Source organism: Leptolyngbya boryana PCC 6306 (assembly GCF_000353285.1).
Taxonomy (GTDB): Bacteria; Cyanobacteriota; Cyanobacteriia; order Leptolyngbyales; family Leptolyngbyaceae; genus Leptolyngbya; species Leptolyngbya boryana.
Genome location: NZ_KB731324.1, coordinates 5,132,143 through 5,156,254, shown reverse-complemented (window position 1 = coordinate 5,156,254; position 24,112 = coordinate 5,132,143). Strand labels below are relative to the sequence as shown.

At 46.7% G+C, this 24,112-nt stretch carries 23 protein-coding genes; 7 read left to right on the top strand and 16 right to left on the bottom strand.

Annotated elements, in window-relative coordinates:
- The first annotated feature begins 53 nt into the window (after positions 1 to 53).
- Positions 54 to 536: a dihydrofolate reductase gene (locus LEPBO_RS0125755; RefSeq protein ID WP_017290477.1), complete on the top strand. Its 483-nt coding sequence runs from the start codon at positions 54 to 56 to the stop codon at positions 534 to 536.
- A gap of 119 nt (positions 537 to 655) precedes the next feature.
- Here the strand turns inward: LEPBO_RS0125755 and rpoD are convergent, their stop codons facing one another.
- The 6 genes from rpoD to LEPBO_RS0125725 form a co-directional block, all read right to left on the bottom strand.
- On the bottom strand, positions 656 to 1,783 hold the full coding sequence (gene rpoD, locus LEPBO_RS0125750; protein WP_017290476.1) for an RNA polymerase sigma factor RpoD: 1,128 nt from the start codon (positions 1,781 to 1,783) through the stop codon (positions 656 to 658).
- 800 nt (positions 1,784 to 2,583) lie between these two features.
- Positions 2,584 to 2,970, bottom strand: coding sequence for a response regulator (locus tag LEPBO_RS0125745; protein WP_017290475.1), 387 nt, complete (start codon positions 2,968 to 2,970; stop codon positions 2,584 to 2,586).
- A 435-nt stretch (positions 2,971 to 3,405) separates the two neighbouring features.
- Positions 3,406 to 4,098 (bottom strand): 7-cyano-7-deazaguanine synthase QueC, encoded by a 693-nt coding sequence (queC, locus tag LEPBO_RS0125740; RefSeq protein ID WP_017290474.1) that lies wholly within the window; start codon positions 4,096 to 4,098, stop codon positions 3,406 to 3,408.
- A 94-nt stretch (positions 4,099 to 4,192) separates the two neighbouring features.
- Positions 4,193 to 4,831, bottom strand: coding sequence for a glutathione S-transferase family protein (locus tag LEPBO_RS0125735; RefSeq protein WP_017290473.1), 639 nt, complete (start codon positions 4,829 to 4,831; stop codon positions 4,193 to 4,195).
- Between the two features lie 3 nt (positions 4,832 to 4,834).
- Positions 4,835 to 6,025, bottom strand: coding sequence for a YbfB/YjiJ family MFS transporter (locus tag LEPBO_RS0125730; protein ID WP_036046624.1), 1,191 nt, complete (start codon positions 6,023 to 6,025; stop codon positions 4,835 to 4,837).
- A gap of 26 nt (positions 6,026 to 6,051) precedes the next feature.
- On the bottom strand, positions 6,052 to 7,914 hold the full coding sequence (locus LEPBO_RS0125725; protein ID WP_017290471.1) for an FAD/NAD(P)-binding protein: 1,863 nt from the start codon (positions 7,912 to 7,914) through the stop codon (positions 6,052 to 6,054).
- A gap of 253 nt (positions 7,915 to 8,167) precedes the next feature.
- On the opposite strand from LEPBO_RS0125725, the gene LEPBO_RS0125720 reads away from it, so the two are divergent.
- Positions 8,168 to 8,524, top strand: coding sequence for a PAS domain S-box protein (locus LEPBO_RS0125720; protein WP_017290470.1), 357 nt, complete (start codon positions 8,168 to 8,170; stop codon positions 8,522 to 8,524).
- A 65-nt stretch (positions 8,525 to 8,589) separates the two neighbouring features.
- On the opposite strand, the gene LEPBO_RS0125715 is transcribed toward LEPBO_RS0125720, so the two are convergent.
- The gene (locus tag LEPBO_RS0125715; protein ID WP_017285525.1) at positions 8,590 to 9,732 is read right to left on the bottom strand and encodes an IS4 family transposase; all 1,143 of its coding nucleotides are present in this window, start codon (positions 9,730 to 9,732) and stop codon (positions 8,590 to 8,592) included.
- Positions 9,733 to 9,895: 163 nt separating this feature from the next.
- Between LEPBO_RS0125715 and LEPBO_RS44560 the strand changes: the two genes are divergently transcribed.
- Positions 9,896 to 11,269, top strand: coding sequence for a PAS domain-containing sensor histidine kinase (locus LEPBO_RS44560; protein WP_017290469.1), 1,374 nt, complete (start codon positions 9,896 to 9,898; stop codon positions 11,267 to 11,269).
- Positions 11,270 to 11,285: 16 nt separating this feature from the next.
- Here the strand turns inward: LEPBO_RS44560 and LEPBO_RS0125705 are convergent, their stop codons facing one another.
- The 5 genes from LEPBO_RS0125705 to LEPBO_RS0125685 all read right to left on the bottom strand — a co-directional run bounded on the left by LEPBO_RS0125705 (position 11,286) and on the right by LEPBO_RS0125685 (position 16,601).
- Complete coding sequence (locus LEPBO_RS0125705) at positions 11,286 to 12,491, bottom strand: FAD-dependent hydroxylase (RefSeq protein ID WP_017290468.1); 1,206 nt, start codon at positions 12,489 to 12,491, stop codon at positions 11,286 to 11,288.
- Positions 12,492 to 12,780: 289 nt separating this feature from the next.
- The gene (locus LEPBO_RS0125700) at positions 12,781 to 13,578 is read right to left on the bottom strand and encodes a YebC/PmpR family DNA-binding transcriptional regulator (protein ID WP_017290467.1); all 798 of its coding nucleotides are present in this window, start codon (positions 13,576 to 13,578) and stop codon (positions 12,781 to 12,783) included.
- Positions 13,579 to 13,634: 56 nt separating this feature from the next.
- Positions 13,635 to 14,459, bottom strand: a complete 825-nt coding sequence (locus LEPBO_RS0125695) for a carbohydrate ABC transporter permease (RefSeq protein ID WP_017290466.1) — start codon at positions 14,457 to 14,459, stop codon at positions 13,635 to 13,637.
- Positions 14,456 to 15,298 (bottom strand): carbohydrate ABC transporter permease, encoded by an 843-nt coding sequence (locus LEPBO_RS0125690; RefSeq protein ID WP_017290465.1) that lies wholly within the window; start codon positions 15,296 to 15,298, stop codon positions 14,456 to 14,458. Before LEPBO_RS0125690 ends, LEPBO_RS0125695 begins: the two co-directional genes overlap by 4 nt.
- A gap of 34 nt (positions 15,299 to 15,332) precedes the next feature.
- Positions 15,333 to 16,601: an ABC transporter substrate-binding protein gene (locus LEPBO_RS0125685; RefSeq protein WP_206757497.1), complete on the bottom strand. Its 1,269-nt coding sequence runs from the start codon at positions 16,599 to 16,601 to the stop codon at positions 15,333 to 15,335.
- A gap of 15 nt (positions 16,602 to 16,616) precedes the next feature.
- Between LEPBO_RS0125685 and LEPBO_RS0125680 the strand changes: the two genes are divergently transcribed.
- Positions 16,617 to 18,020, top strand: a complete 1,404-nt coding sequence (locus LEPBO_RS0125680; RefSeq protein WP_036044908.1) for an ABC transporter substrate-binding protein — start codon at positions 16,617 to 16,619, stop codon at positions 18,018 to 18,020.
- A 2-nt stretch (positions 18,021 to 18,022) separates the two neighbouring features.
- On the opposite strand, the gene LEPBO_RS0125675 is transcribed toward LEPBO_RS0125680, so the two are convergent.
- On the bottom strand, positions 18,023 to 18,367 hold the full coding sequence (locus LEPBO_RS0125675; protein WP_017290462.1) for a XisI protein: 345 nt from the start codon (positions 18,365 to 18,367) through the stop codon (positions 18,023 to 18,025).
- A 21-nt stretch (positions 18,368 to 18,388) separates the two neighbouring features.
- Entirely contained in the window at positions 18,389 to 21,217 is a 2,829-nt protein-coding gene (locus LEPBO_RS38335) for an AAA family ATPase (protein WP_017290461.1), read from the bottom strand.
- A gap of 64 nt (positions 21,218 to 21,281) precedes the next feature.
- Between LEPBO_RS38335 and LEPBO_RS0125665 the strand changes: the two genes are divergently transcribed.
- Positions 21,282 to 21,521 carry a hypothetical protein gene (locus tag LEPBO_RS0125665; protein WP_017290460.1) on the top strand — a complete coding sequence of 80 codons (240 nt, stop codon included), beginning with the start codon at positions 21,282 to 21,284 and terminating at the stop codon, positions 21,519 to 21,521.
- Between the two features lie 338 nt (positions 21,522 to 21,859).
- Here the strand turns inward: LEPBO_RS0125665 and LEPBO_RS43025 are convergent, their stop codons facing one another.
- Together LEPBO_RS43025 and LEPBO_RS40360 are read right to left on the bottom strand one after the other, a co-directional pair.
- Entirely contained in the window at positions 21,860 to 22,000 is a 141-nt protein-coding gene (locus LEPBO_RS43025) for a hypothetical protein (protein ID WP_017290459.1), read from the bottom strand.
- A gap of 21 nt (positions 22,001 to 22,021) precedes the next feature.
- Positions 22,022 to 23,188, bottom strand: a complete 1,167-nt coding sequence (locus LEPBO_RS40360; protein ID WP_017290458.1) for a TIR domain-containing protein — start codon at positions 23,186 to 23,188, stop codon at positions 22,022 to 22,024.
- A gap of 227 nt (positions 23,189 to 23,415) precedes the next feature.
- Between LEPBO_RS40360 and LEPBO_RS0125650 the strand changes: the two genes are divergently transcribed.
- The gene (locus LEPBO_RS0125650) at positions 23,416 to 23,724 is read left to right on the top strand and encodes a hypothetical protein (RefSeq protein ID WP_036044905.1); all 309 of its coding nucleotides are present in this window, start codon (positions 23,416 to 23,418) and stop codon (positions 23,722 to 23,724) included.
- Positions 23,649 to 24,101: an HNH endonuclease gene (locus LEPBO_RS41205; protein WP_036044903.1), complete on the top strand. Its 453-nt coding sequence runs from the start codon at positions 23,649 to 23,651 to the stop codon at positions 24,099 to 24,101. Before LEPBO_RS0125650 ends, LEPBO_RS41205 begins: the two co-directional genes overlap by 76 nt.
- Positions 24,102 to 24,112 lie beyond the last annotated feature (11 nt).

Here is a 24,112-nt window from a genome sequence, read left to right as displayed (position 1 = left end):
GACCGCAAAACCAGGTGGAAAAGCGTCGTAGTGAATAGACCCAAATCTGTTAGATGTCTGAAATTATCTTGATTGCCGCGATCGCGCAAACCAATGGGGTCATTGGCGATCGTGGTCAACTCCCGTGGTCAATTCCTGAAGATCTCAAACGGTTCCGACAACTCACGCTGCATCATACCGTTATTATGGGTCGAAAAACTTGGGAATTTGATCTCCGAAAACGTCCCCTCCCTGACCGTCGAAATATTATCATCTCTTCGCAGAGTTTACAGGCAGAGGGAGTGGAATTTGTGCGATCGCTGTCGCAAGCCTTGGAATGTACAGATGCGAAACGATTTATCATCGGTGGTGCATCGATTTATCGGCAGGCTTTAGATGTAGTCGATCGCATGGAGTTAACGATCGTCGAAGGGAATTATTCCGGTGATGTGTTCTTTTGCGAATGGCGCGATCGTCTTTCAGATTTTGAATTGCTGAACCTCGATCAGCAAGATGGATATCGCTTTGAAACCTATCAGCGCCTCGTACCCACTTGAAAATATTTGTGTAATACCGAATCAATTTATTAGCGCGACAGATCCTTTGCCTCCTAACTCCCCAATAAAAAAGCCCAATGACCAATGCCATCGGGCTTGCAACCAAAGAACTTTAAACCTTATCGAATGTATTCCTTCAGAACACTATTCCGATTCGGGTGACGTAGTTTTCTCAACGCCTTCGCCTCGATTTGACGAATCCGTTCGCGAGTCACATTGAAGATTTGACCGATTTCTTCGAGGGTCTTCATCCGACCGTCGTCTAAACCGTAACGCAGGCGCAACACATCCTTCTCACGGGGGCTGAGTGTTGCCAAAACGCCTTCGAGATCTTCACGGAGCAAATTCTTAGAAACTTGATCTTCCGGAGTTTCGCCATCCGATTCGATAAAGTCACCCAAGCGAGAATCTTCTTCTTTCCCGATCGGCGTTTCCAACGAAATCGGCAACTGAGCAGACTTGGCAATGAAACGCAGCTTCTCAATGGTCATTTCCATCCGAGTTGCAATTTCTTCCTCAGTCGGCTTGCGTCCCATTTCTTGAGACAACAATTTCGTTGTCTTCTTAATTCTAGAAATGGTTTCGTACAAGTGAACCGGAAGGCGAATCGTTCTCGACTGATCCGCGATCGCTCGCGTAATCGCCTGACGAATCCACCAGGTCGCATACGTCGAGAATTTGTACCCTTTTTCGTGGTCAAACTTCTCAGCCGCCCGAATCAGACCCAAGCTGCCTTCTTGAATCAAATCTTGGAACGACAGGCCGCGATTCATATACTTCTTCGCGATCGATACAACCAGTCGCAGGTTCGACTGCACCATCTTATCTTTGGCGCGACGACCCAAATGCAGGCGATGTCGGAACTGTTGCAGCGGCATTTTGACTTCTTGTGCCCAATCTGCGTCGGTTGGTTCGCGATCTAACTTATCTGCAAGTCGGAACCGAATCCGCTCGAGTTCGAGCAAATCAGCAATCTTCCGTGCCAATTCGATCTCTTCGTCGGCGCGCAACAGGCGAATCCGACCAATTTCTTGCAAATACAACCGGATCGAATCTTCGGTGTAATGCTTTTTCTTAGCTTGAGTCCGGCGACGAGTGGCACGTCCCTTACCGGGTTTCCCCTCTTCATCGTCATCCGCTTGATCGGAATCGTCGAGATCCTCAAGGTCGTCTAGATCTACGTCTACGTCTAGCACTTCTGAAGGGTCGAATGCTTCTTCAACAAGTAAGTCTTTGGCTTGGGTCATGCCGCGTTCCTCATGCTCCTTAAGTAATGAAGTAAAATGTCCCAGCACTGAAATTCCAGAGGCTGATCTGGTCGATGCAGTCTAACTGACCAGAGGCGACGACTTTCGCGAGAAACCTCTCACGATTCAATCTGGCTGGTATGCAGTAGAGCGATCGCGTCAATGATCATTCAAAATCTCTTGCCACTTTTATTTTCCGAGGAAATACGGTTGGCATCTCGCGATTTTTTGAGATCATTATTTCTAAATGTTTGGAATGTCTCCCCGATTGTAGCCTTTCTCACAAAAGTTGCACCCTCTTTCTGATTTCTTTATTTGCAATTTTGGTTAAATGTGCTGTGCTTGGCGTTCACGTTGCCATTTCGATAGAGCGCATTACCGTTGATGTAGCGGCTCTTTTGTTGGGTTTGCACAGGCATTCTCCAGATTGCAGAAGATTGGGGTCTCTTGCAGGGGGCATCGAATCTAATTTAAATCTAGCGCAAAATCTTGATGTAATCTCCGCTTAATTTCTTGATGCGTCCTCCAAAAGATGTAAATCTATCTATCTCTGTTGATAACGGTAGCCGATCTTTTGAAGACTGAAACATACCAAAGATTAGCTTAATTAATCAGGGTACTCACCAGAATTGGGGATTGAATTCGACGAAAAGCGTGAAATTACCGAGATCTGATGCCACTTAATTATAGATAACGAGGATTTATTGTTCGTCAGCTTTCTCTGATGAACAGGGACAGAGAATCAGATATTTTTATACCTTTCTGAAGATAAATTAGAGAAATCTGTCAATGGGCAGATCTCAAACAGGATGACAGTAGTGTCTGGCAGAGGCGGAGTGAATTAAGGAGAACAGAACCTCAGTACTGAGGGGTTTGACCAAGAACCCATCTACGTCTGGTCGTTGTTCTTGATGGAGCCAGCTTGGAGAATCGGTTTCGGTGACGATGACAAGGGTTGTGCGATCGGCATTAGAGAGCAGTCTGAGTTGATGAATGACGGTTTCGGAGCGGAGATGCTCTTGCAAAATGATCAAGCAAGGGGGATTCTGAGTAACCTTCGCAAGCGCTTGATCGGCGTTCTCTACAATTTCAACGTCGAGTACTACTTGTTGAAGTAACGATTCCAATCCGTCTAATTCTTCAAGTTGAGGAGCTAACAGTAGGATATAAGTGGACGGAAAAACCATGACAGAGTTACAAAGCTAGAGTTTTAATATAGCGGCTGCCGAATTGGGTTCTTTTTAGATGAAATTCGCTGAAAATCTTTCAAGGATTAGGTTTGAATCCTCATTTATTGTTTTTTATGCTTCGGTTTTTCTTAGCTTTTAAGCTTTTAGAAATCTTTCCTGTAAACTTTATAGAACGAATCTTCAATTTCCTTAGAAACACTCAGACTGGTCATTCACTAAAAAAGATGAATTCTGAAGGTTACCTGCGCTACAAATGGCTTACACCAATACTTTCAAGAATCGTTGAGCAAAAATCTAGTCGATCTTAGATGCAATCGACGATCCATTTTTTTAGATTTCATCACAACTTTATTCATCAATGAATGGAAGATTACTTTCATTTAGATTTAAGCTTTTATTCATGATTTCAAGCACTTATTTTGAATTGTTTTCTTAATAGTTTTGATAGAATTCTCTTCCTGATGCTGTTGCGAATTCTGGATAGCCTGCTTCGATCAAGGCGCGATCGCGAATTCGGCAAGAGTCACAGATTCCACAAGGTTCGGTTTCGCCTTGATAGCATGACCAAGTTTTCTCGATCGGCACGCCTAATTTCACCGCCCGTTTCACAATGTCGGTCTTGGAATCGGTAATCAAGGGTGCAATTAATTTCGGCGCATTCCCTTCTAATCCTGCTTTAGACGAGAGTTGAGCGAGCGTCTGAAACGCGGCAAGATATTCAGGACGGCAATCTGGATAACCTGAATAATCGATAGCATTAATGCCTAAATAGATTGCTGCTGCGTTTTGAGCTTCTGCCAAAGACAGCGCGATCGCAATAAACACCGTGTTTCGCCCAGGCACATAAGTAATCGGAATCTCATCAGGCTGAACGCCTGTGATTGGAACTTCAATGGCTGAATCTGTTAGAGCTGACCCGCCCCATTGGGCAAGATTCACATCCACAATGAAGTGCTGCAAGAGTTTCAAATGCTGGACAATATCCTGAGCAGATTGCAGTTCGCGATCGTGGCGCTGACCATAGCGAAATGAAAGCGCGATCACATCATATCCATCTGCGATCGCTTGGGCAGCGACGGTTGCTGAATCTAGACCACCGGACAATAAAACAACGGCTTTCGGCATCGCGACTGATTGAACAACGACTTACGTCCTTTTTACCATTCCGTCTCTCTGTTGCCTGCCTGCTCACATGTTTGCTTAATCTTGCTCACCGTTTTTATGAACAGCTCGATTCATCGAGCGGGATAGATGCGGATTGAGCTGCCAGTGCGGAAGGAGTCGTGAACTCAAAACTAGGACGCAACTGATAGGCATGAAGTTGCTCCTGTAGCGATTGAGCGACGGAAGAGACAAATAAGTCTGGACAGCGAAAGGAAATGTAATCTAACGCGATCGCGATCTGTAAACTTGCTACATCTGGTCGCTGTTGGGCTGAAAAGCTCGGTAAATCTTGAACCGATAAAGTTTGTAAGACTCGCGTCAGTCCTCGTTCCGTCTGTTCAATCAAAGGATGGGGAGGCAGACCCGCTGGAGCATAGCGTTTTAGACTGGTATGACGAAAAGCAGTTTCCAGCAGCATTTTACCCAGGGCTAATCGCTGCAATTCTTGTAGAGAGGGTGATTGCGCGATCGAGGCTGGAATCAGATAGCGAACAATAATACTACTTTCATATAAAGCTTCAGTTTGATTCATCTGCAACACTGGAACCGTAGAGAATGGATTCACTCTAGTTAGCGTTTCGGGAGTATCCCACGGGTTGACCCAGATTAATTCCAAATCGGGAACTGCATATTCTAGAGCGCAAACTAATACCCATCGGGCAAAGGGAGAAGTCGTATTCAGATAAAGTTTCATCGCTTAAATGGACTCTGGAGCGCGAATCGAAGCGGGTTGAGGAATACACAGGATACAAACCGTCGAGATGACCAGCGCGATCGCACTGATCGCATAGAGAGGAAGATAAGAACTCACTTGACGCAGTAGAATTGCCATCCCCATACCCGCGATCGCCTGCGTCAAAGCAAACGAGAACGTCATCGCTCCCCAAGCCCGATGATGTTCCTGTGTACCCACTAACTGCAAACAATACGTCGAAACCAGTGTCACAATCCCTGGCGTAAACATCCCAACTAAAAACGCAGAACCATGCAACATCCAAAGCTTTTGTGTCAACAGAGGTATCATAACCCCCAGTGCTTTCAGCCCAAAACCTAGCACCAAGCACCGACGCACTCCCAACCGATCTCCCATCACTCCGGTCAAGAGCGGGCCGACAGCCGCACCAATGCCGAATAATGCCCAGGACAGTCCTCCTGATGCCAGTGAGAACCCTAAATCTCGAACTAGAAAATCAACCCAGAACAAGGTATGCGGCAAAAAACCGACCGCATTCAGCGCATAGGCAATCAAGAGACACCCGATTCCCCGGTTCAGAGAGTGCGATTTCATCACAGGCGGAGTCACCGTGGAGGGATTTGGAGCAACCTCCAGTTCAGCCCAGGTTTTCCAGGTCATCAGTGTTAGCCCAGCGCAAGCTAGCCCCATCGCCACCCAAGCAACCTTGATATGAATCTGTACCAATACTGGAATCAGCAGTCCAGACAAGGCAGCACCTAACCCAATCCCCGAAAAGATGACTCCAGCAACGCGACTCCGCCTGTCCTGGCGAACGTGGGGAAGAACCATAGGAGCAGCCAAAATCATCAAAATCGCTCCACCCACGCCTGAAAGAAATCGCCAACTATAAAACCATCCAAACCCCATTTGCGGAAAAGCACAGGCAAAGTAGCTGCTAGAACAACACAGCATCGCTATCCGCATCAAAGTTGCACGGTTTACTTGCGAGCCAAAACGCCGAATCAGGAAAGGCCCCAATAGATAACCTAATAATGCTGCAACGCCAAATTGGGCTGCTGCTTCTTGAGAAAACCAGTTAGCTTGAATCAGCACAGGCATCAGTGTGATGTAAGCAAATCGCCCAATACCGTTACCTGTAAAGGTTGCCGCTAAACCAGCGAACCAAAAGTTCGATCGATAAAAACTCTTCACTTGATGACTGGAGGTATAGAGTGCAATCAAATTAACGCTGATACAGCGACTGAACCTGACTTGGTGATTGTGAGTTGATCACGCAGTGCTTGGACAACGCGATCGGCATCTAAGAGCGCTGTCGAATTGACAAACGGGCGCGGCAAGATGAACGTGTAAAATTTCGGTCCTTCGATCGGCGTGCCTAAAACCCAAAAGTTCGGATATATAACATTCGCTGGACTAATCAGATTCAGATCGCTGGAGACATCTAAGCCACCCGGATGAAACTGCCCATTCATAAAAGGTCGAGAGATTCCATCTGCAATCAACTGGCGAAGCAGGGGGTTCGCACTGGCTTGAGGAGGAGGCATCGCAATTCGAGAACGAATTAACGCGTGGGCTTCAACCTGCTCAAACATGCCTTGAATCACGAATCGCCGCCGAGTTTGATCAAACTGACAGCGTGGATGAGGTCCTAAATCAAGTTTGAGAATTCCGGCGGATTGCAGGGCAAGCATTTCTTCAAGTCTTGCTTTGGGTGGACCAACTGCTAGGCGATTCATAACAGGAAGAAAGGTCTGGACAAACCAACGGTGACTGTCTTCAGTCAGTCCCCCAAAATCAACGACGTAGCGCAAATTATCTCGCAGATCTCGCAGCACATCGCAAGCTGCTTTAAACGGGTTCGAGAGATTGCCTTCGTTCGCGGAACTTAAATCCTCGTGCAAGTAGCTGTCTAACCAGGTTTTGTAGTGCTCATATGTCGATAAGCTTTGAGGGGGAATTGGATTGACTAAGCGCTGCCAGTCAAAGTGCTGATGCAATGGAATCTCAGCAGCGATCAGCGATCGCCGTTGTCTCTGTGTGGCAGCAAGATAGGAATTCGAGAACTGATGAGCAGCAGTAAAACCTTTGTGTTTTTGCACATAAGTTCTGCTGTATACAAATTCCATATCCGCTAAGAGCAATGGGAGAACTTGCGTTTGAAAATCGAGTTGCCCATGTTTTGCTTTGAGTTGAGCGATCGCTGATCGGGTGAGAAAGCGAGCTTGATACTGCTCACGCACTTCTTTCTCATTCCGGGCGCGCGCCGTAATCGGCAGCCCGGATCTGGCAAAGCCAATCATTTTTGGTTCCTGACCCGAAGCTTGATAGCAGACTTGACCATTTTGCTCGCGATTAAATTTACCGCCTCGTCCGATCGTCAGCATCGAGATCACATCACACGCTGAGAGTCCTAGACCTTCGATCGCGACCGTTTCATCAGGCTGAATTCCTTGAACCGCTGGATCTAGAGGATAGACCGGAAACAATCGCTGTTCGGATTGCTCTGGAGTTAATGGCTCCTGCTCATGACCTGTGGTGAGAAAAGTGTATCGAACAAAATGAGTGTCACCCGACTCATCTTTTAATTTCCAGATTGTCCCTTCTGAAGCCACGATCGGCGATGCTGCGACGACATACTTTGAAACTGTGACAATCTTAACGGTGGTGGGTGCTAAGCTGCACAAGTAGTCAAAGCTCCAGGCTAAATACTCTCCCAGTCGCTTTCTTGGATAGTAGGCATTTGGATCAGGGGGAGAACTAGAGCGATCTCGATCGCAAAGCCATTCATAGAAGGAAGGACCTGCAAGCTGAAATCCTGAGCCTTGAACAGTTGGATCAGAAAAGACAGTGATTTGACTAGCAATTGTATTCACCAACAAATGTTCGGGCTGATGGACTGAGTGGCAGCCCGCACCAAAGGGATCACGATCGAAAACCTTAACAACAATCGGAGCTAAAAACTGATCGGCTCTGGCGAATGCAACAATTCGTTCTAAAACACTTAAGCCTCTAGCGCCTGCACCAATAATCGCAATCAGATCTCCCGTGGTATCTGCCTGATTCAGTGAGTTTATCTTCATTCGATCGTCTTACGGTTGTTAGACATCCTATGGCTCAATCGGGAACTGCTCTCATCTTTAGCTCGAACTCAATAATGCCCACGCCAGGGATGCTTTAACCAGGCGATCTATGTATTTAGTATAAAGAAGTACTTCTAATACAAGGTGTCCTCATGATGGTTAAGTAGAAGATTTACCTGATAAATTATGGTGATTACAATTCTGGAACCCAGAGTATAATTCGTTGAATTCAGTACTCATTTGGTATATTCAAATGCTTCAAACTCCTCCTACCATTGCAGAACTAAAGCAAGGTGACTTAGCGGTGGTTGTTGCCGATCAGCAAGGAAATGTGGTTGATGTCAATTCACACTTTGAACGCATTTTTGGGTGGACATCAACAGAAATTATTGGACAACCGCTCACCGTAATTCTCCCGCCATTTTTTCAAGATGCTCACAACTTAGGATTTGCACGCTTTTCAGCAACGGGACACTCAAAAGTCCTGAATCACCCCTTAAACCTAAAGGCTGTCACGAAAGACAATCAAGAAATTGAGTCTGAGCATTTTATCGTTGCAGAAAAGCAGGGCGAACAATGGTTATTTGCAGCAACTTTGCGTCCACTATAACGATCATCGAGCCTGAGTGTAGAAGTAGATGTTGGGGGAGAAAATCTCAAGGGGTGACAACGAAGCTAGAGAGCAGACTGGATCAAGGAAATGGCATTGAGACCTCGCTGAAAAAAGGGACGTTTTTGCGGCTTGAGTGCCATCAACTTGGTCGCCAGAGTTGACCACAATTGCAAGGGTTCAATCCACAACCTGCCATACAAGCCAATCCAGAAATTGCTATGTCGGTTTCGGGTTCGCTTCGGCTCCTTGACTCGACCGACGTAGCATTGCACTTGCTTTTGGCGAATGCGTCGTCCCTGAAGCGTTGAGAGCGAATAAGCAATGGCAATCAGAACCAGTAGTGCATTGAATCGGCGTGAATCGGCATGGCAATCTTCGAGATGATAGCCACCGGATTTGTAGTCTTTGAACAGCGGCTCAATGGAGAAGCGATTAGAGTAAGCTTTCAGAGTTTGTTCGGCACCGACGAGATTGGTCAGCAGATACCAAGCATCAGAATTCGATTGACGGTAGGCGCGTTTTTGGCGCAAGACTAAATTATGCTTGCCGAACCCGCGATTTTGCGTGACTTGAATGTGCAGATATTGCTCAGTGATTCCGGGCGTTTGTGGCAAATCGTCGAGGCGAGTAAACGCATCGCTGTCATTCGGTTTGATGGTCGTACTTTTCGGTAAACGGAACACGAATTTGACTTGTTTTTCCACACACCAAGCAGCAAGCTCGATACTGTGAAACTCACGGTCTCCGAGCAAAATGAAGCGATACTTTTTCAACAGATGAAATACCGGACATAACACTTTTCGTTGTTCAGCCAGCGAACTCTGTCCTTGCTTGTTCAGCCACATCCAGTGCAATGGGATTGCCCGCTTCTGGTATACAAGACTCACCATGATCAAGTTATGGTTTTGCCATTGCGTCCGGTCAACCACCAGGTGAAGCGGAGTTCTACCTGAGTAATGTCGTTTGATCCACTGCTTGACAATCGGAAACCAGATCGCTTGTGGAGTCAGTTGCGGCAGACTCAAGAATCGCTGAATATTCCGCCGTCTGCTCTCAAATAGAATCGGTTGCGGAAACAGGGTCGCTATCCGTTCAATCGTAATTCTTCGCTCTTTTTGCAACAGTTCGACCAAGATTTCTAGCGTCACAAATTGCGCTTCCGTTAATTGCGATTGTAAACAGGTTTGATAGAATGAGGGCAACATCTTTTAGATTGATGGGGTGAAACAAGTGGAATCACCTCATTTTTTCTGTCTCTCAATGCTGCTATCCGGCATCCTTTCTACCGTTCAGTCGTGTCGTCACCCCTTAAGGGAGAAAATCCTTGCTGCAATGCACTTGAGCATCCTTAACACGGAATTAAAGTAGATGGCTAACGAAGATTATCAGTTGAGACACCTTCGTTCTACCCTCAGTAAGATGGAAATCGCTCTTAGTGCTGTTAAGGAGTGCATTGTCTGGACAGATGGTAAGGGGCGAATTAAGTGGTGCAATGAAGCATTAGAGGTGCTTTTGGGTCAACCGAGGTTGATGCTGTTGAGTGCTTCACTTGCGCATAAGCTTCCACTCTGGCTAGAAGGCGAAGCTGTGGAAATGAGCCAGCATCCTGTCACGATCGCTTTAGAAACTCATCAAAGGGGAACACAGTGTTATGAATTTCAAGCGTCTGAGCAAACGCATATTCTAGAGATTTCCTGGGCATTTGTTGAAATCGATCAGCAGGGTATCTTGGAGCATGAAGAGGGGTCAGTATTAGTTTTGCGAGATGTAACTCAGCAATATCTAGCAGAGCGTCAACTCCAAGGCAGCAAAAAACACCTAGAAGAACAGGTCGCTCAGCGAACTCAAGAATTACGTGAAACCAATACTCGTCTGCAAAGAGAGTCAGAACAATTACAACGATTGCTGAGAGAATTACAGGACACGCAGGCTCAACTGATTCAAGCTGAAAAAATGTCTTCTTTAGGGCAGCTCGTAGCAGGCGTTGCTCATGAAATTAACAACCCGGTTTCTTTTATCTATGGCAATCTCTCGCACTTACAAGGATACATCGCTGATATTCTCCACATCTTGCATCTCTATCAACAGCATTATCCAAATCCTGTCATAGAAATTCAGGAGGCTTCAGATGACGCAGACCTTGACTTTATTCAAATAGATTTGCTGAAGATTCTAGACTCGATGCAGATTGGAACAGATCGGATTCAAGAAATCGTTTTGTCGCTCCGTAATTTTTCTCGACTTGATGAAGCTGAGTTCAAAAGAGTCGATCTGCATGAGGGAATTGAAAGTACGCTCTTAATTTTGCAGCATCGCTTGAAACAACAGCCCAACCGTCCAGAAATTCAAATCGTGCGCCACTACGGGCAACTCCCTCAGGTTGAATGTTTGGCAGGGCAACTCAATCAAGTCTTTATGAATCTTCTCAGTAATGCGATCGATGCTTTAGAAGAAGTCAGCCAACCTCAAATTACAATTCAAACCTGCGTGATCGGAGATTCAGTGGAAATTACGATCGCAGATAATGGTTCTGGCATCTCTGAAACAGTTCGAGCAAAAATCTTCAATCCGTTTTTCACAACCAAACCGATTGGCAAAGGTACAGGCATGGGACTGTCAATTAGCTATCAGTTGATTGTAGAAAAACATCACGGGAAGCTAGAGTATTTCTCCCGTGAAGGAGAAGGTGCTGAGTTTTTGATCCGAGTTCCAATTCACCAGCGGATTCACTCTCAAATCTAATTTTTCAAAGCTATGGTTATCGTTGGGCAAGTTGGGGAGCACGTCCTGTTAAGCCGGACATAATGCGAAAGACCAGCGATCGTATCGGCGGGATATTCTGCACAAACCATAAGCTAAACCGACGGAGTTGAACAATCGGAAAAATCTGATTCGAGAATGTCCGATTGAGGATGTCGGTAATGCTCAAGATGATGAGATTTTCCCACTGTCGCCAGCGCTCATATCGCCGCAACACTTTCAAACTGGCAATGTCTTCACCGCGTTTTTGTGCAGTTTGTAGAACTTGAGCCAGCGCTGCCGCGTCTCGAATTCCCATGTTGATGCCTTGCCCTCCTAAGGGATGACAACTATGGGCTGCATCGCCAATTAATGCGAGTTGCGGCAGGACATAGCGCCGACTGTGCATGAGTTGAATCGGGAATAGATAACGGTTTCCTTCGATTTGGGGTGTGCCAAATTTTGAGCCGTAGCGTTGTTGGAACGTTTCGATAAATTGACGATCGTCTAATGCCACTAATTTCTCAGCTTCGGCTCTGTTGGTTGTCCAAACAATTCGATAGCGATCGTCAGTCAGCGGCAAAATTCCAGAAGGACCTGTACTCCAGAACCATTCGTAAGCTGTGTTGTCGTGAGGTGATTCGAGTTTGAGCGTGGCAACAACGCAAGCTTGCCCGTACTGCCAGCCAAATGTTTTGATTCCGGCTTGTTGACGGAGGGGCGATCGTGATCCATCTGCTGCAATAACTAAATGCGATCGGATCTGCTGGATCTCTCCATTTAGTATCACATCAAGGGTTGCTCCGTTCGCTTGAAATTCAGTTTTCACGACTTTAGCAGGGCAGAACAACTCGACATTCGAGCAAGATTTGAGCAATTGATGCAGTGCGGAAATTAATACGCGATGCTCAGCGACATAGCCGAGCGTTTCTGTCCCAATGTCATTGGGTGCAAACTTCACAGCATTGGGAGAATTTGCATCGGTTAACTGAACCCGCTTGTAGGTTTCGACCTGAGAGCGAATTTCTTGCCAAATGCCCATACCTTCAAAAATTCGACTGGAGAGGAGCGAAATTGAGTAGGCTTGAGCGCGGGATACAGCTTGCGATGTGAGTTCGGCTTCGATCAGTGCAATTCGGAATCCGGAATCTTTCAAGGCACAAGCGAAGGTTGTCCCGACAACTCCGCCTCCGACGATCGCAATATCAAATTCAGGCAATTGCATATCTGAGCGCACGATACGAAACTTTACATCCTATTGTCGCGTAGAGTTCCAAGACGAGCAAGTGCGATCGGCAATTTCTTCCGCCTCACATTTTAGGGAAAATTCCGTAATTGCGCTGAGATACGATTTGAGTAATTTTGAGAATCACCCAGTCAGGCGAACGTTGTGGGCGAAGTGCAGGAGAGGGTAAAACTTTATTCTATTCATCGAATAGAGCACAGATACCCCGAAGGGCGATGGATGGGGGCATCCAAATCTCCATCGGGGCTTTTTTTTAGAAGTTGAGAGTTCACAGGGCTGCCAACATCAGGTCTTCAGCAATGTCGAAGTTGGCGGTGGCGTTCTGAACGTCATCTAAGCTATCGAGTGCGTCCATGAGTTTGAGGAGCGATCGCGCATGATCGGGGTCGGTAACTTCGATCGTATTCTGAGGAATCCAACGCAGTTCAACCTGCGCTACGGTGTACCCTTGTTCTTTCAAAGCTTGGCTGAGCGCTTCTAAATTTCCGACTTCGGTAAACACTTCTGCGGCTTGACCGTCTTCGGTTTCAATCAATTCATAGGCATCTGCACCGCCTTCAAGACAGGCTTCGAGAAGTGCGTCTTCGTCAATTTCTACTGCTTCGAGCTTACGACCTCGTTTCTGAGGAGCAAAGGACAGTTCGACAATTCCCTTTTGCTCAAACATCCAGTTCACGCAGCCAGTTTCACCTAAGTTTCCGCCGTTTTTGCTAAATGCCTCTCTCAAATCAGCCGCAGTTCGATTGCGGTTATCGGTTAGCGCTTCGATTAAAACAGCAACTCCGCCTGCCCCGTAGCCTTCATACTGAATTGCTTCGAGTGGCGCATCTGTACCGAGTTTGCCAGCACCTTTAGCGATCGCTCGTTCAATATTGTCGTTTGGGATTCCGGCGGCTTTGGCTTTCTCGATCGCGGTTCTCAACTGAAAATTGCCTGCGGGGTCAGGTACACCATTTCGAGCCGCTACAATAATTTCGCGCGAAACCTTGGTAAAGACATTGGCTCTTTTCGCGTCTACTCTCGCTTTTTGCCGCTTAATATTTGCCCACTTACTATGTCCTGCCATAACCTGAAAATCGAAACGGTGCGATTCTTAGGATATCGGATGAGCAGAAATTTCGGCTAGGATTTGCCGCCTGTGAAGGTGACACCTTGAATGAAATAGCGATTGAAAAAGGCATAGATTGCGAGAGCAGGTAGAGTGAATACCATTGAGGCTGCCATGATGTAATTCCAGTAGGTAATGTATTGACCTTTGAAGGCATTTAGACCGATTGGTAAAGTAAACATTTCGGGGTTAGACATGACGACCAGCGGTAGCAGAAATTCATTCCACGACCCCATAAAAATAAAAATAGTTTGTGCCGCAAGTGCAGGTTTTGCAAGCGGTAAAACAATTTGAAAGAATGTCTCAAATCGATTCAGTCCGTCCAGTTCAGCAGCTTCTTCTAACTCTTTTGGAAAGTTAATAAAAAACTGTCGCATCATGAAAATGAATGTGGCATTAACGGCAGTTGGAATAATTAAACCCTGGTAGGAATTCAGCCAGCCTAACGATTTGAGAATGAGAAATTTAGGTAAGAGTGTAATTTGAGCCGGGACAACTAATACAGCCAGAATTAGAAAGAAAAATAAGCGATTTCCTGGAAATCGAATTCGAGCCAGGGCATAGCCTGCCATTGAATTAAATAAAAGATTGAAAGCTGCGACGATCACAGCTACGATCGCGCTATTTAATAGCCATCTTCCGAACAAAGGTTCGCGCGAAAAAATCTGCTGATAATTCTCGAATGTGAAATTCTTTGGGATAAAGTTTGAGCCGCTCCCGGAAATTTCAGCGAGGGGTTTGAATGAAGCGGAAAGTGCCCAGAGAAAGGGAATAAAAGTGACGATCGCATAAAGAATCAGCCCCGCATACATCACCCAAATCAACCATTTTGTTTTCATGAATCTAATCTCTCTTCTTTAAATAAAGCGCGCTGAATCAAAGTTGCAGTCATGATCACCAAAGCAAGAATTAGAGTTAATGCCAGCGCATATCCCATGTCTAAACTTTTGAAGGCGTACTGATAAATCAAAAGAACAATGGTTAAAGTTGCATTGTCAGGGCCACCCGATCCGTTTGAGAAAATATAAGACTGATCAAATAGTTGAAATGTCCCAATAATTCCCATCGTGATCACAAAGAATGTGACAGGTTTTAGAAAGGGCAATGTGATACACCAAAACTTTTCCCAGGCTGTTGCTCCATCAATTGAAGCGGCTTCATATAAGCTCTCCGGGATGTCTTGAAGTGCGGCTAAATAAATCACCATAAATAGCGGTGCAGTTGCCCAAATATTCATCAACATGATGCCTTTGAGTGCAACTTGTGGATCGCCTAACCAGTTGTAAGTAGGCAGCCCGATCGCGCTTAGAAATCCATTTAGTAATCCGTTCGAGTTGTAAATCCACATAAAGATCAGCGTTAGCACAGCCGATGACGTGACTGTGGGCAGAAAAAATGCAACTCGAAACCAGCTTTTTCCTCGGATCTTTGCATTCAATAACAGCGCTAAAATCAGTGCGAGAATTGTTTGAATTGGGACAACAATCAAGACATATTGAATCGTATTAAGTAAAGCAATGCGAACTCTTTCATCATCTTGAATTCGGATAAAATTCTTCAATCCGGTAAAGTTGTAATTGACTTCGCCGAGCAATTGAACTTTGTAGAAAGCAAGAACGATCGCATAAATGACAGGCAGCATCAAAAAGACACCCAAAATAATGATAGTTGGGGTCATAAATGCATAACCTGATACAGCTTCTCTAAGTTTCTTAGTTTGATAAATAGATTTCACGGTTGGCAGTTTCCTGAGCGCGATTCATTGCATTGGGCAAAGTTTGTTGTCCTAATAAGGCACTAACAAACTGATTATCAAAATTAGTCATAATCGTTGGCAGAGTTTCGCCTGCTTGCCAGATTGTTCCATATTTTGCGCCTGCGACAAGTGGCGCATAGATTGGATTACGATCGTATTTTAATTCTGCTAAAACTGAGCGACGAGAAGGCAGCGCAACGCCTTGATTTGCCCAAGCTTTCATTCCGGATTGATTTGTTAAATATTGAATCAATTTCCAAGCTGCATCTTTATGCTTGGATTGGCGATTCATTACATATCCGACTGTGAAAATCATTGTTCCATTTCGGTTATTAATCGTAGGAATCTCTGCAGTTTGAAATTCCAGATTTGGAAATGTTTCTTTTAAGTAAGGGACTGCCCAAGCACCCTCGATCGCCATTGCAACCCGACCTTGCCCAAAAGCCTCGCTGTTTGAGTTTGCGCCGACATCCGAGGGTTGCGCAGCAGAGCGATCGCGGCGATACTGATCGATTACAAGCTGCAAGCCTTGAATGCCATTTGAACTTGCAAATGCAGCGTTGTTATTCTGATCAACTAGACTGCCGCCAAAGGCTTTGATCATAAAAGCTTGACGCGGCAATTCCGGAGCGATTCCGATTCCGTACTGATCGATTTTTCCATCTTTGTTTTTATCGATCGTTAATTTCTTCGCATAATCTGTCAACTCGCTCCAAGTTTTTGGAGGTTTCGAGAATCCAGCATTTTTTAGCTCAGTTGAATTATAAAAAAGAGCGAGTGTTGAAAAGTCTTTTGGGATTCCGTAAACGGTATTACCTTGCTTAAATGCGTTTAATAGATTGGGTTCAAAATCGTCCAGTTTAAAATCTGGTTTGATATATGAATTGAGCGGTTCTAATACGCCATATTTAATTAATGTCGGTGCTTCAAATGCTTCGAGATAAAAGACATCTGGCGCAACTTCACCAATTAAACGAGTTCGGATTACATCCATATATTGGCTATTAATCACTTCTCGTTTGACTCGAATCGTTGGATTCTTCGCCTCAAATTCTCGAATAACTTTGTCGAGTAATTTCCCTTCATTCGGATTACTTTGCCATCCGCTTAATGTAATTTCAATTTTGCGATCCGACTGCGATCGACAGCCTAACGTGAAGAAAACTAAACTGATCGCGATCGAACAAGAAAGCAATTTCCTCATACACTTGTAATCTGAAGTCATTCTTTCATCCTAATCATGCCGTCTCGGTTTGCAAGCCTGCTGAAATCAATCTTCTTCATGGGAATGGTCTGTCTCAGTCTGTGCCTCAGCAGTTGCCAATCGACTCAGGCATCGGGCGTGATTTACCTGACTTTGTGGCAAGGGGTGAATCCGCCTCCGAATCGGGATGTGCTGCAAAAACTCGTCGATCGCTTTAATCAGCAAAATCCCAATATTCAAGTCGAATCGCTCTACGTCGGACAAGGCGACCAACAAATGCCCAAAATTCTGTCGGCAGTGGTTGGGAATGCGGCTCCTGATATGTTGTGGTTTGCGCCGATGATTACTGGGCAATTGGTTGAATTGAATGCACTGAGATCGCTCGACGATTTTCATCCGCCTGTCCAAGCTGATCTTGATCCGGCTCTATCTGATACAACCAAGTTTGATGGCAAAACTTGGTCAGTTCCTTTTAGTACAAACAATGTTGGAATCTACTATCGTCCTAGTCTGTTCAAAGCCGCAGGGGTGAAAGCCTTGCCGAAAACTTGGTCAGAATTTCGCACCGTCGCTAAACAACTGACCCGCGATACAAACGGAGATGGAAAAGCCGACCGATTCGGAATGCTTTTACCGCTAGGCAAAGGTGAATGGACAGTTTTTACTTGGCTTCCCTTTATGTTTAGCGGCGGTGGGGAACTGGCAACTCCTCAAATTGCTGAAGTCGTTTTGAAAAAATTAAATGAAACAACAAAGCAGCAATCCTCAAACTCTTCATCAAATATCGGTCAACAGATGATAATGGATGGACGAGCAGATGTGAGTTCAGTTCATTTAAGGCAGTTAAATATTGTAAATTCGGGAGCAATCGCTGCTCTCAACTTCTGGCGCGACTTAATGCAAGATGGCTCCGCAATTCTCTCTCAACCCGAACGCGGCTATGAACTAGACAGCTTCCTTGCTGGCAAAGTCGCAATGCAGCTTTCAGGGCCTTGGACACTTGGGCAACTGCAAGCTACAAAAGTTGATTTCGGAGTGTTACCGATTCCGTCTGGAAAGCAACCTGCAACCGTTATTGGAGGCGAGAATTTATTCCTCTTCAAATCCAAGCCAGAACGAGAACAAGCCGCATTAAAATTTGCCGAATTTGTCATGAGCGAAGCGTTTCAGACCGAATGGGCGATCGGGACTGGCTATCTTCCAACTAATTTAAAATCTCGTGAAAGCCAAGCTTACAAGGAGTTTCGCTCGAAGCAGCCGGCGGTTGATGTCTTCCTAAATCAAGCAAAATTTGGTAAATCGCGTCCGATTTTCCCTGGATATAATCGGATTTCTGACAATTTGGGACGCGCGATCGAAGCGACATTACTCGATCGTGCGACTCCCGAAGCTGCTCTCAAATCCTCACAACAACGACTCGATTTGATCTTTAACAAGTGAGTTTAGGATGCAACTGCAAAATCTGTATACTGGCGCATCTTAGGTTCATGAAAGGCTAAGACAATATCTGCTGGATCGACTCCAGCCCGCACGAGATCGGTCGCGACTCCCTCTTCTGTCCAATCTTCTTCGATCCAAATTTTTTCATCTCGCAGTCGAATGTAAACCGTTGATCCAAGAACCCGTGTTCCGTTCTGCCAACCTAAATTCATCCAGATGTAGTGAGCTTTCTGTTCATCCACAATTAAGAATGTTTCGATTTCTGGATTCGGACGGCGATTGCAGAGTTCTACATAGCCTGACAAGATCTGTTTAATCAGCTTGGGATATTCAGTTAGTTTATCCATTGTCTGATTTCCTCTATGTTGTTAATGATTTTCGATCGCATATTTCACGACCCAACGCCGAAAGAGTTCGACTTTGATGCACCAAGTTTGATTCACTTCGTGAACGACATCGTGACGGCGAAGGGCTTCGATCGCGGTATCAAATTGCGCGGGGTCGAAGTGTTGTAAGAGAACATCGCGGGATAGACCTTGGTGAGCGATCGCTTTGAGGATGTCTTGCTGTCCGGGGGGAGATTGGGCGGCTTGTTGCCAGACTCCGGTGAAGTAGTAGCGTCCGTTGTCGTAGAGGTCGGAGCTTTCGGTAATAGCGGTGAGGTCGTCGATCGAGAATTGGTGGGATCTGTCGCGTCCTTGCTCGAAGACTTGGGCGTTGTAGCGGCGGACAAGTTGGAAGCCGAGGAGTTGGACGAGGTAGGGCTGTCCGGCGGTGAGGTCGAAGATTTCGTCGTAGAGATCGGGGGCGTAGTCGAGGGGGAAGTCGTCGGAGGGGTTGGCGAGGAGTTGGCGGGTGGAAGCTCGATCGAGGAAGCTCAAACGAATCGGGATGACGCTGGCAAAGAAGGGGCTGAAGTAGTCTTCGGTCATTTCTTCGAGGGTGTGGAGTCCGGCGAAGGCAAAGGCAATTTTGGGACTCATTTGGACGAGTCCGCGCAGGTAGCTGAGAAAGTCGGGGCTGAGTTTGTTGGCTTTGATCAGGTCTTCGAGTTTTTCAAATTCGTCGAGGGCGATGATCAGTCCTTTGGACTCGGGGGATTGGATGAGGGATTGCAGGTAGCGGCGGAAGGTGGGATAGGGGAGATTGATCAGATCGGTGTCAGACGGGGCGGGGTGGTTTGTGGCTTGGGCGATTTCGTCGCAGATGGAGAGGAGGACTTCGCCTGCGCCTTGGGTGACTTCGCCGAGGTTGAGGAGGTTGACGTAGATTAGCTGAGTGTTGGAGCCGAGGCGATCGTTGATGTTGCGAAGCAGTGAGGTTTTGCCCATGCGGCGATGACCGTAGAGGACGACGGATTGAAGCTGGTCGCTCATGAACCAGAGTTCTTCGAGTTGTTTGAGAATGTCATCGCGTCCAACAAAAAGGCTGCCTTCTACGGGGTCGCCTGTGACGTAGGGGTTTTGGACGGGTTTGAGGATTTCGATTCTGCCGATTTCGCCGACGGATTTGAGAAGAGAATCGCGCCAGGTTCGGGCGATCGATAAAATCAAGTCTCGTTCTGCTTTGGGGAGTTGGTCGGGGGCTTCGAGGATGGAGTTGAGATCGCCTAAAGCGCGGTTTGAGGCGAAAGCTCTAGCGGTTCGAGAGGCGGCATTGCAGACGACGCGGATATCTTCGGAGGCGCGGCGGATGGCGGCGATCGCGTTCCAGCTTTCGGGGCGGAGGAGTGGGGAGTGGGGAGATGGGGGGATGGGGAGAGAGGCGATTTCGTTGAGGTCTGAGATTTGGGCACGATCAAGAATCGTGGCGAGCAGAAGCATTTCTTTGCCGTGGGGAAGATCTTCGACGACTTGGAAGGCTTCGATCGCGGCTTTGGCATGGTTTTGGTAGAGAAACCAAAAACCGACCGCAGCAGCACGGGTAGGTGAATCAATCTGGAAATTAGTGTTTATATTTTTGAGTAATTTTCGTTTGACAAATTTTGGCAGGATGAAGAGCTTGTTAATGAATTCAGCTTTTAGGGCTGCATTAAGTGAAACAGAAACGTATTTGACGATTGTTTGATCCCAAATCGTGTCAGAGAGAGAGGCAACTTGAGCGATCGCAGTTGTAGGAGAAGTTCTTGCAAGAGCAGAATTCACCGCTCGAATGACAGCTATAAATTGCAAAGTGTACTTTAGGAGTTCATTAGCAACGTTTAAGCCAGCTTTCCAATCTTGCTGTATCCAGGCAAATACTTGCTGTTCAACCGCAGGAAGGGGGAAAGGCGTGATGTGAGAGAGTAACCAACGTTGCTGTCGAAGTTTTCGTATTCTAGGACGCAACCCCCACAGCCAGTTTTCAGGGCGTAATACAGCCACGCCAAAAGCCACGCCAAAACCCACGCCAGCAGCCACGCCAGCAGCCACGCCAAAAGCCATGCCAACAGCCATGCCAACAGCCACGCCAACAGCCACGCCAACAGCCACATCAAAAGCCACGCCAAAAGCCACGCCAGCAGCCACGCCAACAGCCACGCCAACAGCCATGTCAAAAGCCGTGCCAAAAGTCATGCCAAAAGCCACGCCAAAAGCCACGCCAAAAGCCACACCAACAGCCACGCCTCCAGCCACGCCAACAGCCATGCCTCCAGCCGCGCCAACAGCCACGCCAAAAGCCACGCCTCCAGCCGCGCCAAAAGCCACGCCAAAAGCCACGTCTCCAGCCACGCCTCCAGCCATGCCAAAAGCCACGCTCACGCCAACAGCCACGCCTCCAGCCACGCCAACAGCCACGCCTCCAGCCACGCCTCCAGCTACGCCTCCAGCCATGCCAAAAGCCATGCCAAAAGCCATGCCAAAAGCCATGCCAAAAGCCATGCCAAAAGCCACGCCAGACCAACTTACAGATAGTCCTGCTATCTCTAGCACGTAGCAGATTAGTAAAGGAGCCGCAATTTGCAGAATCAGCCCTTGTAGCCATAGTCTTGCTTGAATGGGATTGTTAAAAACCCATTGCAGCTTCTCGCGCCAAAGCTTGGTATCACTGAAGTCTGTCTCCTTCCAAGCAAATTCATTTACATACCATCGGAGTGCCTGCGGAAAGTAGAACACCCAGTACAACAAGCGCACATAATCCAACGGGTTCCACAGCGAGAGCGGACGACGCAGCTTTGGGGCGAGATCAAGCTTAGGAACGGGTTGAGATTGGCTCATAGATTGGGCGATCGAGATCGATAGAAATGTTAGGCTGTCTGAATGACGACTAGGAGAATTTTATATGTCCTCTGATGCTCAAGAGGATTACAACGAAATGATTCAAGCTCTCTCTCCAATGGCTCAAAAAGCCTATGACGAGATTGTTCAAACGCTCTCTCCAACAGAACAACTCCACCTCGCTACAATGGTTCTGAATCGATTTGTGCGCGAGATTTTACCTGCGATCGAGCAACGCGACTACTGGACTGAGCAAGACCAAATCGATACCGCTAATTTTTCGATGCAGTATGCTGAGTCGTAACTTTCTCCTAATTCGTTCTTGAGATATTGTTCGTAGAGGTTTCGCTCGTAGGGAAAAGCTTTGCGAAGTGAAATAATTCGGGTAGTTTCCTTGTTTGGTTGTGTAGCTCCGTTCTAGCTCGCCCCGGACTGAAAGTCGGGGCTAACAGTGCGAAGTCCTTTGAAAAGGACTGAAGACCCCATTCTAATTGGCTGTTAGTCCCTTCAGTAGACTTTATTCAACTAGCCCCGAATTTTATTCCGGGGGCGGGTGAATGCGATGAACGAAACGTTTCAAACATCCTCTTGAGCCTTCTCTGACAAACATCTTCTCGATTCAACAAACTATACGATCGACACTCAGAACATCATCTCTGTCATCACGACGTTCGCAACATTCTCCGTGAACCCCGCAATCTTCTCAACGTCGATCGCGCAATTCGTCACGAACCTTCCAACCTTACCGACGAACGCCAAGCCATTCATCACAAATCTCGTCATCTTCTCAGCAAAAACACTCCCCTACCTGTATTGATACTGCCGAAATAACTCGTACCCTCCCCGCATCAACCGTTTCGGATACCCCCCACTCTCCTCAATCAATCGCTCAATCTCCTCCGACGTAAACTGAATCGGCAATCCCCGCAGCCTTCTTGCCACAAATTCCCCCATCTCCCTATCTCCCCATCTCCCCACTCTCTCCTCCAAACAAATCCCCGCCAACGGCGAAGTCATCCCATCCTGCCCATCTGGAAACAACCGATCCAGCGAACTCCCCGCCGCCAACACCAACCGCAACGGCGCATCCGCCCCCTCTGCTAATCCCCGCAACTGCGATCGCAGTCCATGCGTAAACCCCTGCCACGTCATCTTCTCCACCTCATCCAGCAGCAAGACCAACCGCTTAGCAGAGAGCGATCGCTTCAGCCGCGCCCCCTGACAAGTCGCCACCCCTGCTTGATGACACAACTCCTCATAAAAATCTTCATCACTCTCGATCGAATTCAAATCCAGATAAATCGGCACTCGCCCCAACCGTGTCTGACAATCGCGATAAACCGCCCGCAGCAAAGACGATTTGCCAATTTCTCGATCGCCAATCACCGCCACACTATTGCGACTTTCCAACAATTCAAAAATTCGCTGCAATTCACGATCGCGTCCAAAAAACTGCATCGGATCATCGACCCTGCCACTCAGCGGCTCAAACGGATTTTTCAGCGATCGCACCGCTTTTCGTGCCTGAATGTGCTGAACCACTGCCCGAATTCCAGTCACGATATTCAAAAACGCCTCATCCTGATTGTTCCAAGTCGTTACAGGCTTAAAATTCTTCGGCAATCCTTGAATCTCAGCAAACGGTAGCCCTGTACAATCCGCAGGACGAAGCGCAATCGGAATTACGATCGCTTCCTTTGCCTTATGTCGCTCGATCGCCCGCGTCATTTCCAACTCAAAACAATAGGCCGACGCAATAAAGTCAGAGCTAATCAGCAACAAAATAATTTCTGCCGACTCCAAATTTTCATCAATTTTTCCCGCCCATTTCTCACCCGGCAAAATCTTACGATCGTGCCACTGCTGAATCAAATTCTGTCGCTTCAGCGTTGCAAGATGCGTCTCAAGTCGATCGCGCAAATCCTCATCCTGATGAGAATAGGAATAAAACAATGAAAGAGGTGAAGTCATCGGGGCAGTTCATCGTCTGGGGCAAACGTCGAGTGGAATCCACCTGCTTATTATCCACGAGAAATTTAGCGATCGTGTCAAATTGCACTCATCGTTATCAATACTAAAATTAGTATTCTGGCGAACGTGCGATCAGGCATTCTCTCCGAAGCTGCCGACAAAGAAAATACTAAAATAGCTATAGAAAATTACCAAAAATAGTATGTCTGCTTTCGCAGGAGATCATCATGAATCAGGTTATGAAGCAGCCCTCGTCTTGGCTATTCGATGGAATTAAATTGAATCCGAGCGATCGCTTCCGTCCTTTCTATTTCACTGATGAACTTCAGGCACGGCTAGAGTTTTTGCTTGAAGGACGGAAACAGCGAACGCTTTCAGAAGAAGAAGAAGCCGAAATGATGGGATTATTAGAACTCAATCGCATTTTTAGCTTTGTGAATACCAAACTGGCTTCCGAATTGTGGCAATCAACGACTTCACTCGACAATCTGTCCGGCGACGAGCCAAATTCCTCTGCGAATATTGCCACTCCCTAGAACGCACCAGCGCGACCCCATTCACGATCGATCATTTAATTCCTCAATCTTTAGGCGGTTCTGATGCGATCGATAACCTTGCCTATGCGTGTCAACGCTGTAACTTCTATCGCTACAACTTCATCACGGGTATTGATCCAGAAACCAATCAAGAAGTTCCTCTGTTTAATCCCAGAACTCAGGATTGGGAGAAGCATTTTATTTGGACTGCCGATGGCTTGAGAATCTTAGGAGTCACTCCGATAGGTCGAGCAACCTGTAAAAGACTTGATCTGAATGATGATGACCACAATCAGGGCTTTATTCAAAATTCTCGACAATCTTGGGTAGAAGTTGGATGGCATCCACCGAAAGACGATCCAAAGTTATTGTCTTGAATTCCTCTTTC

What these genes read in the sequence shown, in the direction of transcription:
- LEPBO_RS0125650 (WP_036044905.1), top strand. Translation starts at nt 23,416, where the DNA reads ATGAATCAGGTTATGAAGCAGCCCTCGTCTTGGCTATTCGATGGAATT.
- LEPBO_RS0125685 (WP_206757497.1), bottom strand. Translation starts at nt 16,601, where the DNA reads ATGACTTCAGATTACAAGTGTATGAGGAAATTGCTTTCTTGTTCGATC.
- LEPBO_RS0125700 (WP_017290467.1), bottom strand. Translation starts at nt 13,578, where the DNA reads ATGGCAGGACATAGTAAGTGGGCAAATATTAAGCGGCAAAAAGCGAGA.
- LEPBO_RS0125735 (WP_017290473.1), bottom strand. Translation starts at nt 4,831, where the DNA reads ATGAAACTTTATCTGAATACGACTTCTCCCTTTGCCCGATGGGTATTA.
- LEPBO_RS0125690 (WP_017290465.1), bottom strand. Translation starts at nt 15,298, where the DNA reads ATGACCCCAACTATCATTATTTTGGGTGTCTTTTTGATGCTGCCTGTC.
- queC (WP_017290474.1), bottom strand. Translation starts at nt 4,098, where the DNA reads ATGCCGAAAGCCGTTGTTTTATTGTCCGGTGGTCTAGATTCAGCAACC.
- LEPBO_RS0125665 (WP_017290460.1), top strand. Translation starts at nt 21,282, where the DNA reads ATGTCCTCTGATGCTCAAGAGGATTACAACGAAATGATTCAAGCTCTC.
- rpoD (WP_017290476.1), bottom strand. Translation starts at nt 1,783, where the DNA reads ATGACCCAAGCCAAAGACTTACTTGTTGAAGAAGCATTCGACCCTTCA.
- LEPBO_RS44560 (WP_017290469.1), top strand. Translation starts at nt 9,896, where the DNA reads ATGGCTAACGAAGATTATCAGTTGAGACACCTTCGTTCTACCCTCAGT.
- LEPBO_RS40360 (WP_017290458.1), bottom strand. Translation starts at nt 23,188, where the DNA reads ATGACTTCACCTCTTTCATTGTTTTATTCCTATTCTCATCAGGATGAG.
- LEPBO_RS0125705 (WP_017290468.1), bottom strand. Translation starts at nt 12,491, where the DNA reads ATGCAATTGCCTGAATTTGATATTGCGATCGTCGGAGGCGGAGTTGTC.
- LEPBO_RS0125720 (WP_017290470.1), top strand. Translation starts at nt 8,168, where the DNA reads ATGCTTCAAACTCCTCCTACCATTGCAGAACTAAAGCAAGGTGACTTA.
- LEPBO_RS0125680 (WP_036044908.1), top strand. Translation starts at nt 16,617, where the DNA reads ATGCCGTCTCGGTTTGCAAGCCTGCTGAAATCAATCTTCTTCATGGGA.
- LEPBO_RS43025 (WP_017290459.1), bottom strand. Translation starts at nt 22,000, where the DNA reads ATGACGAGATTTGTGATGAATGGCTTGGCGTTCGTCGGTAAGGTTGGA.
- LEPBO_RS0125755 (WP_017290477.1), top strand. Translation starts at nt 54, where the DNA reads ATGTCTGAAATTATCTTGATTGCCGCGATCGCGCAAACCAATGGGGTC.
- LEPBO_RS0125725 (WP_017290471.1), bottom strand. Translation starts at nt 7,914, where the DNA reads ATGAAGATAAACTCACTGAATCAGGCAGATACCACGGGAGATCTGATT.
- LEPBO_RS0125695 (WP_017290466.1), bottom strand. Translation starts at nt 14,459, where the DNA reads ATGAAAACAAAATGGTTGATTTGGGTGATGTATGCGGGGCTGATTCTT.
- LEPBO_RS0125715 (WP_017285525.1), bottom strand. Translation starts at nt 9,732, where the DNA reads ATGTTGCCCTCATTCTATCAAACCTGTTTACAATCGCAATTAACGGAA.
- LEPBO_RS38335 (WP_017290461.1), bottom strand. Translation starts at nt 21,217, where the DNA reads ATGAGCCAATCTCAACCCGTTCCTAAGCTTGATCTCGCCCCAAAGCTG.
- LEPBO_RS0125745 (WP_017290475.1), bottom strand. Translation starts at nt 2,970, where the DNA reads ATGGTTTTTCCGTCCACTTATATCCTACTGTTAGCTCCTCAACTTGAA.
- LEPBO_RS0125675 (WP_017290462.1), bottom strand. Translation starts at nt 18,367, where the DNA reads ATGGATAAACTAACTGAATATCCCAAGCTGATTAAACAGATCTTGTCA.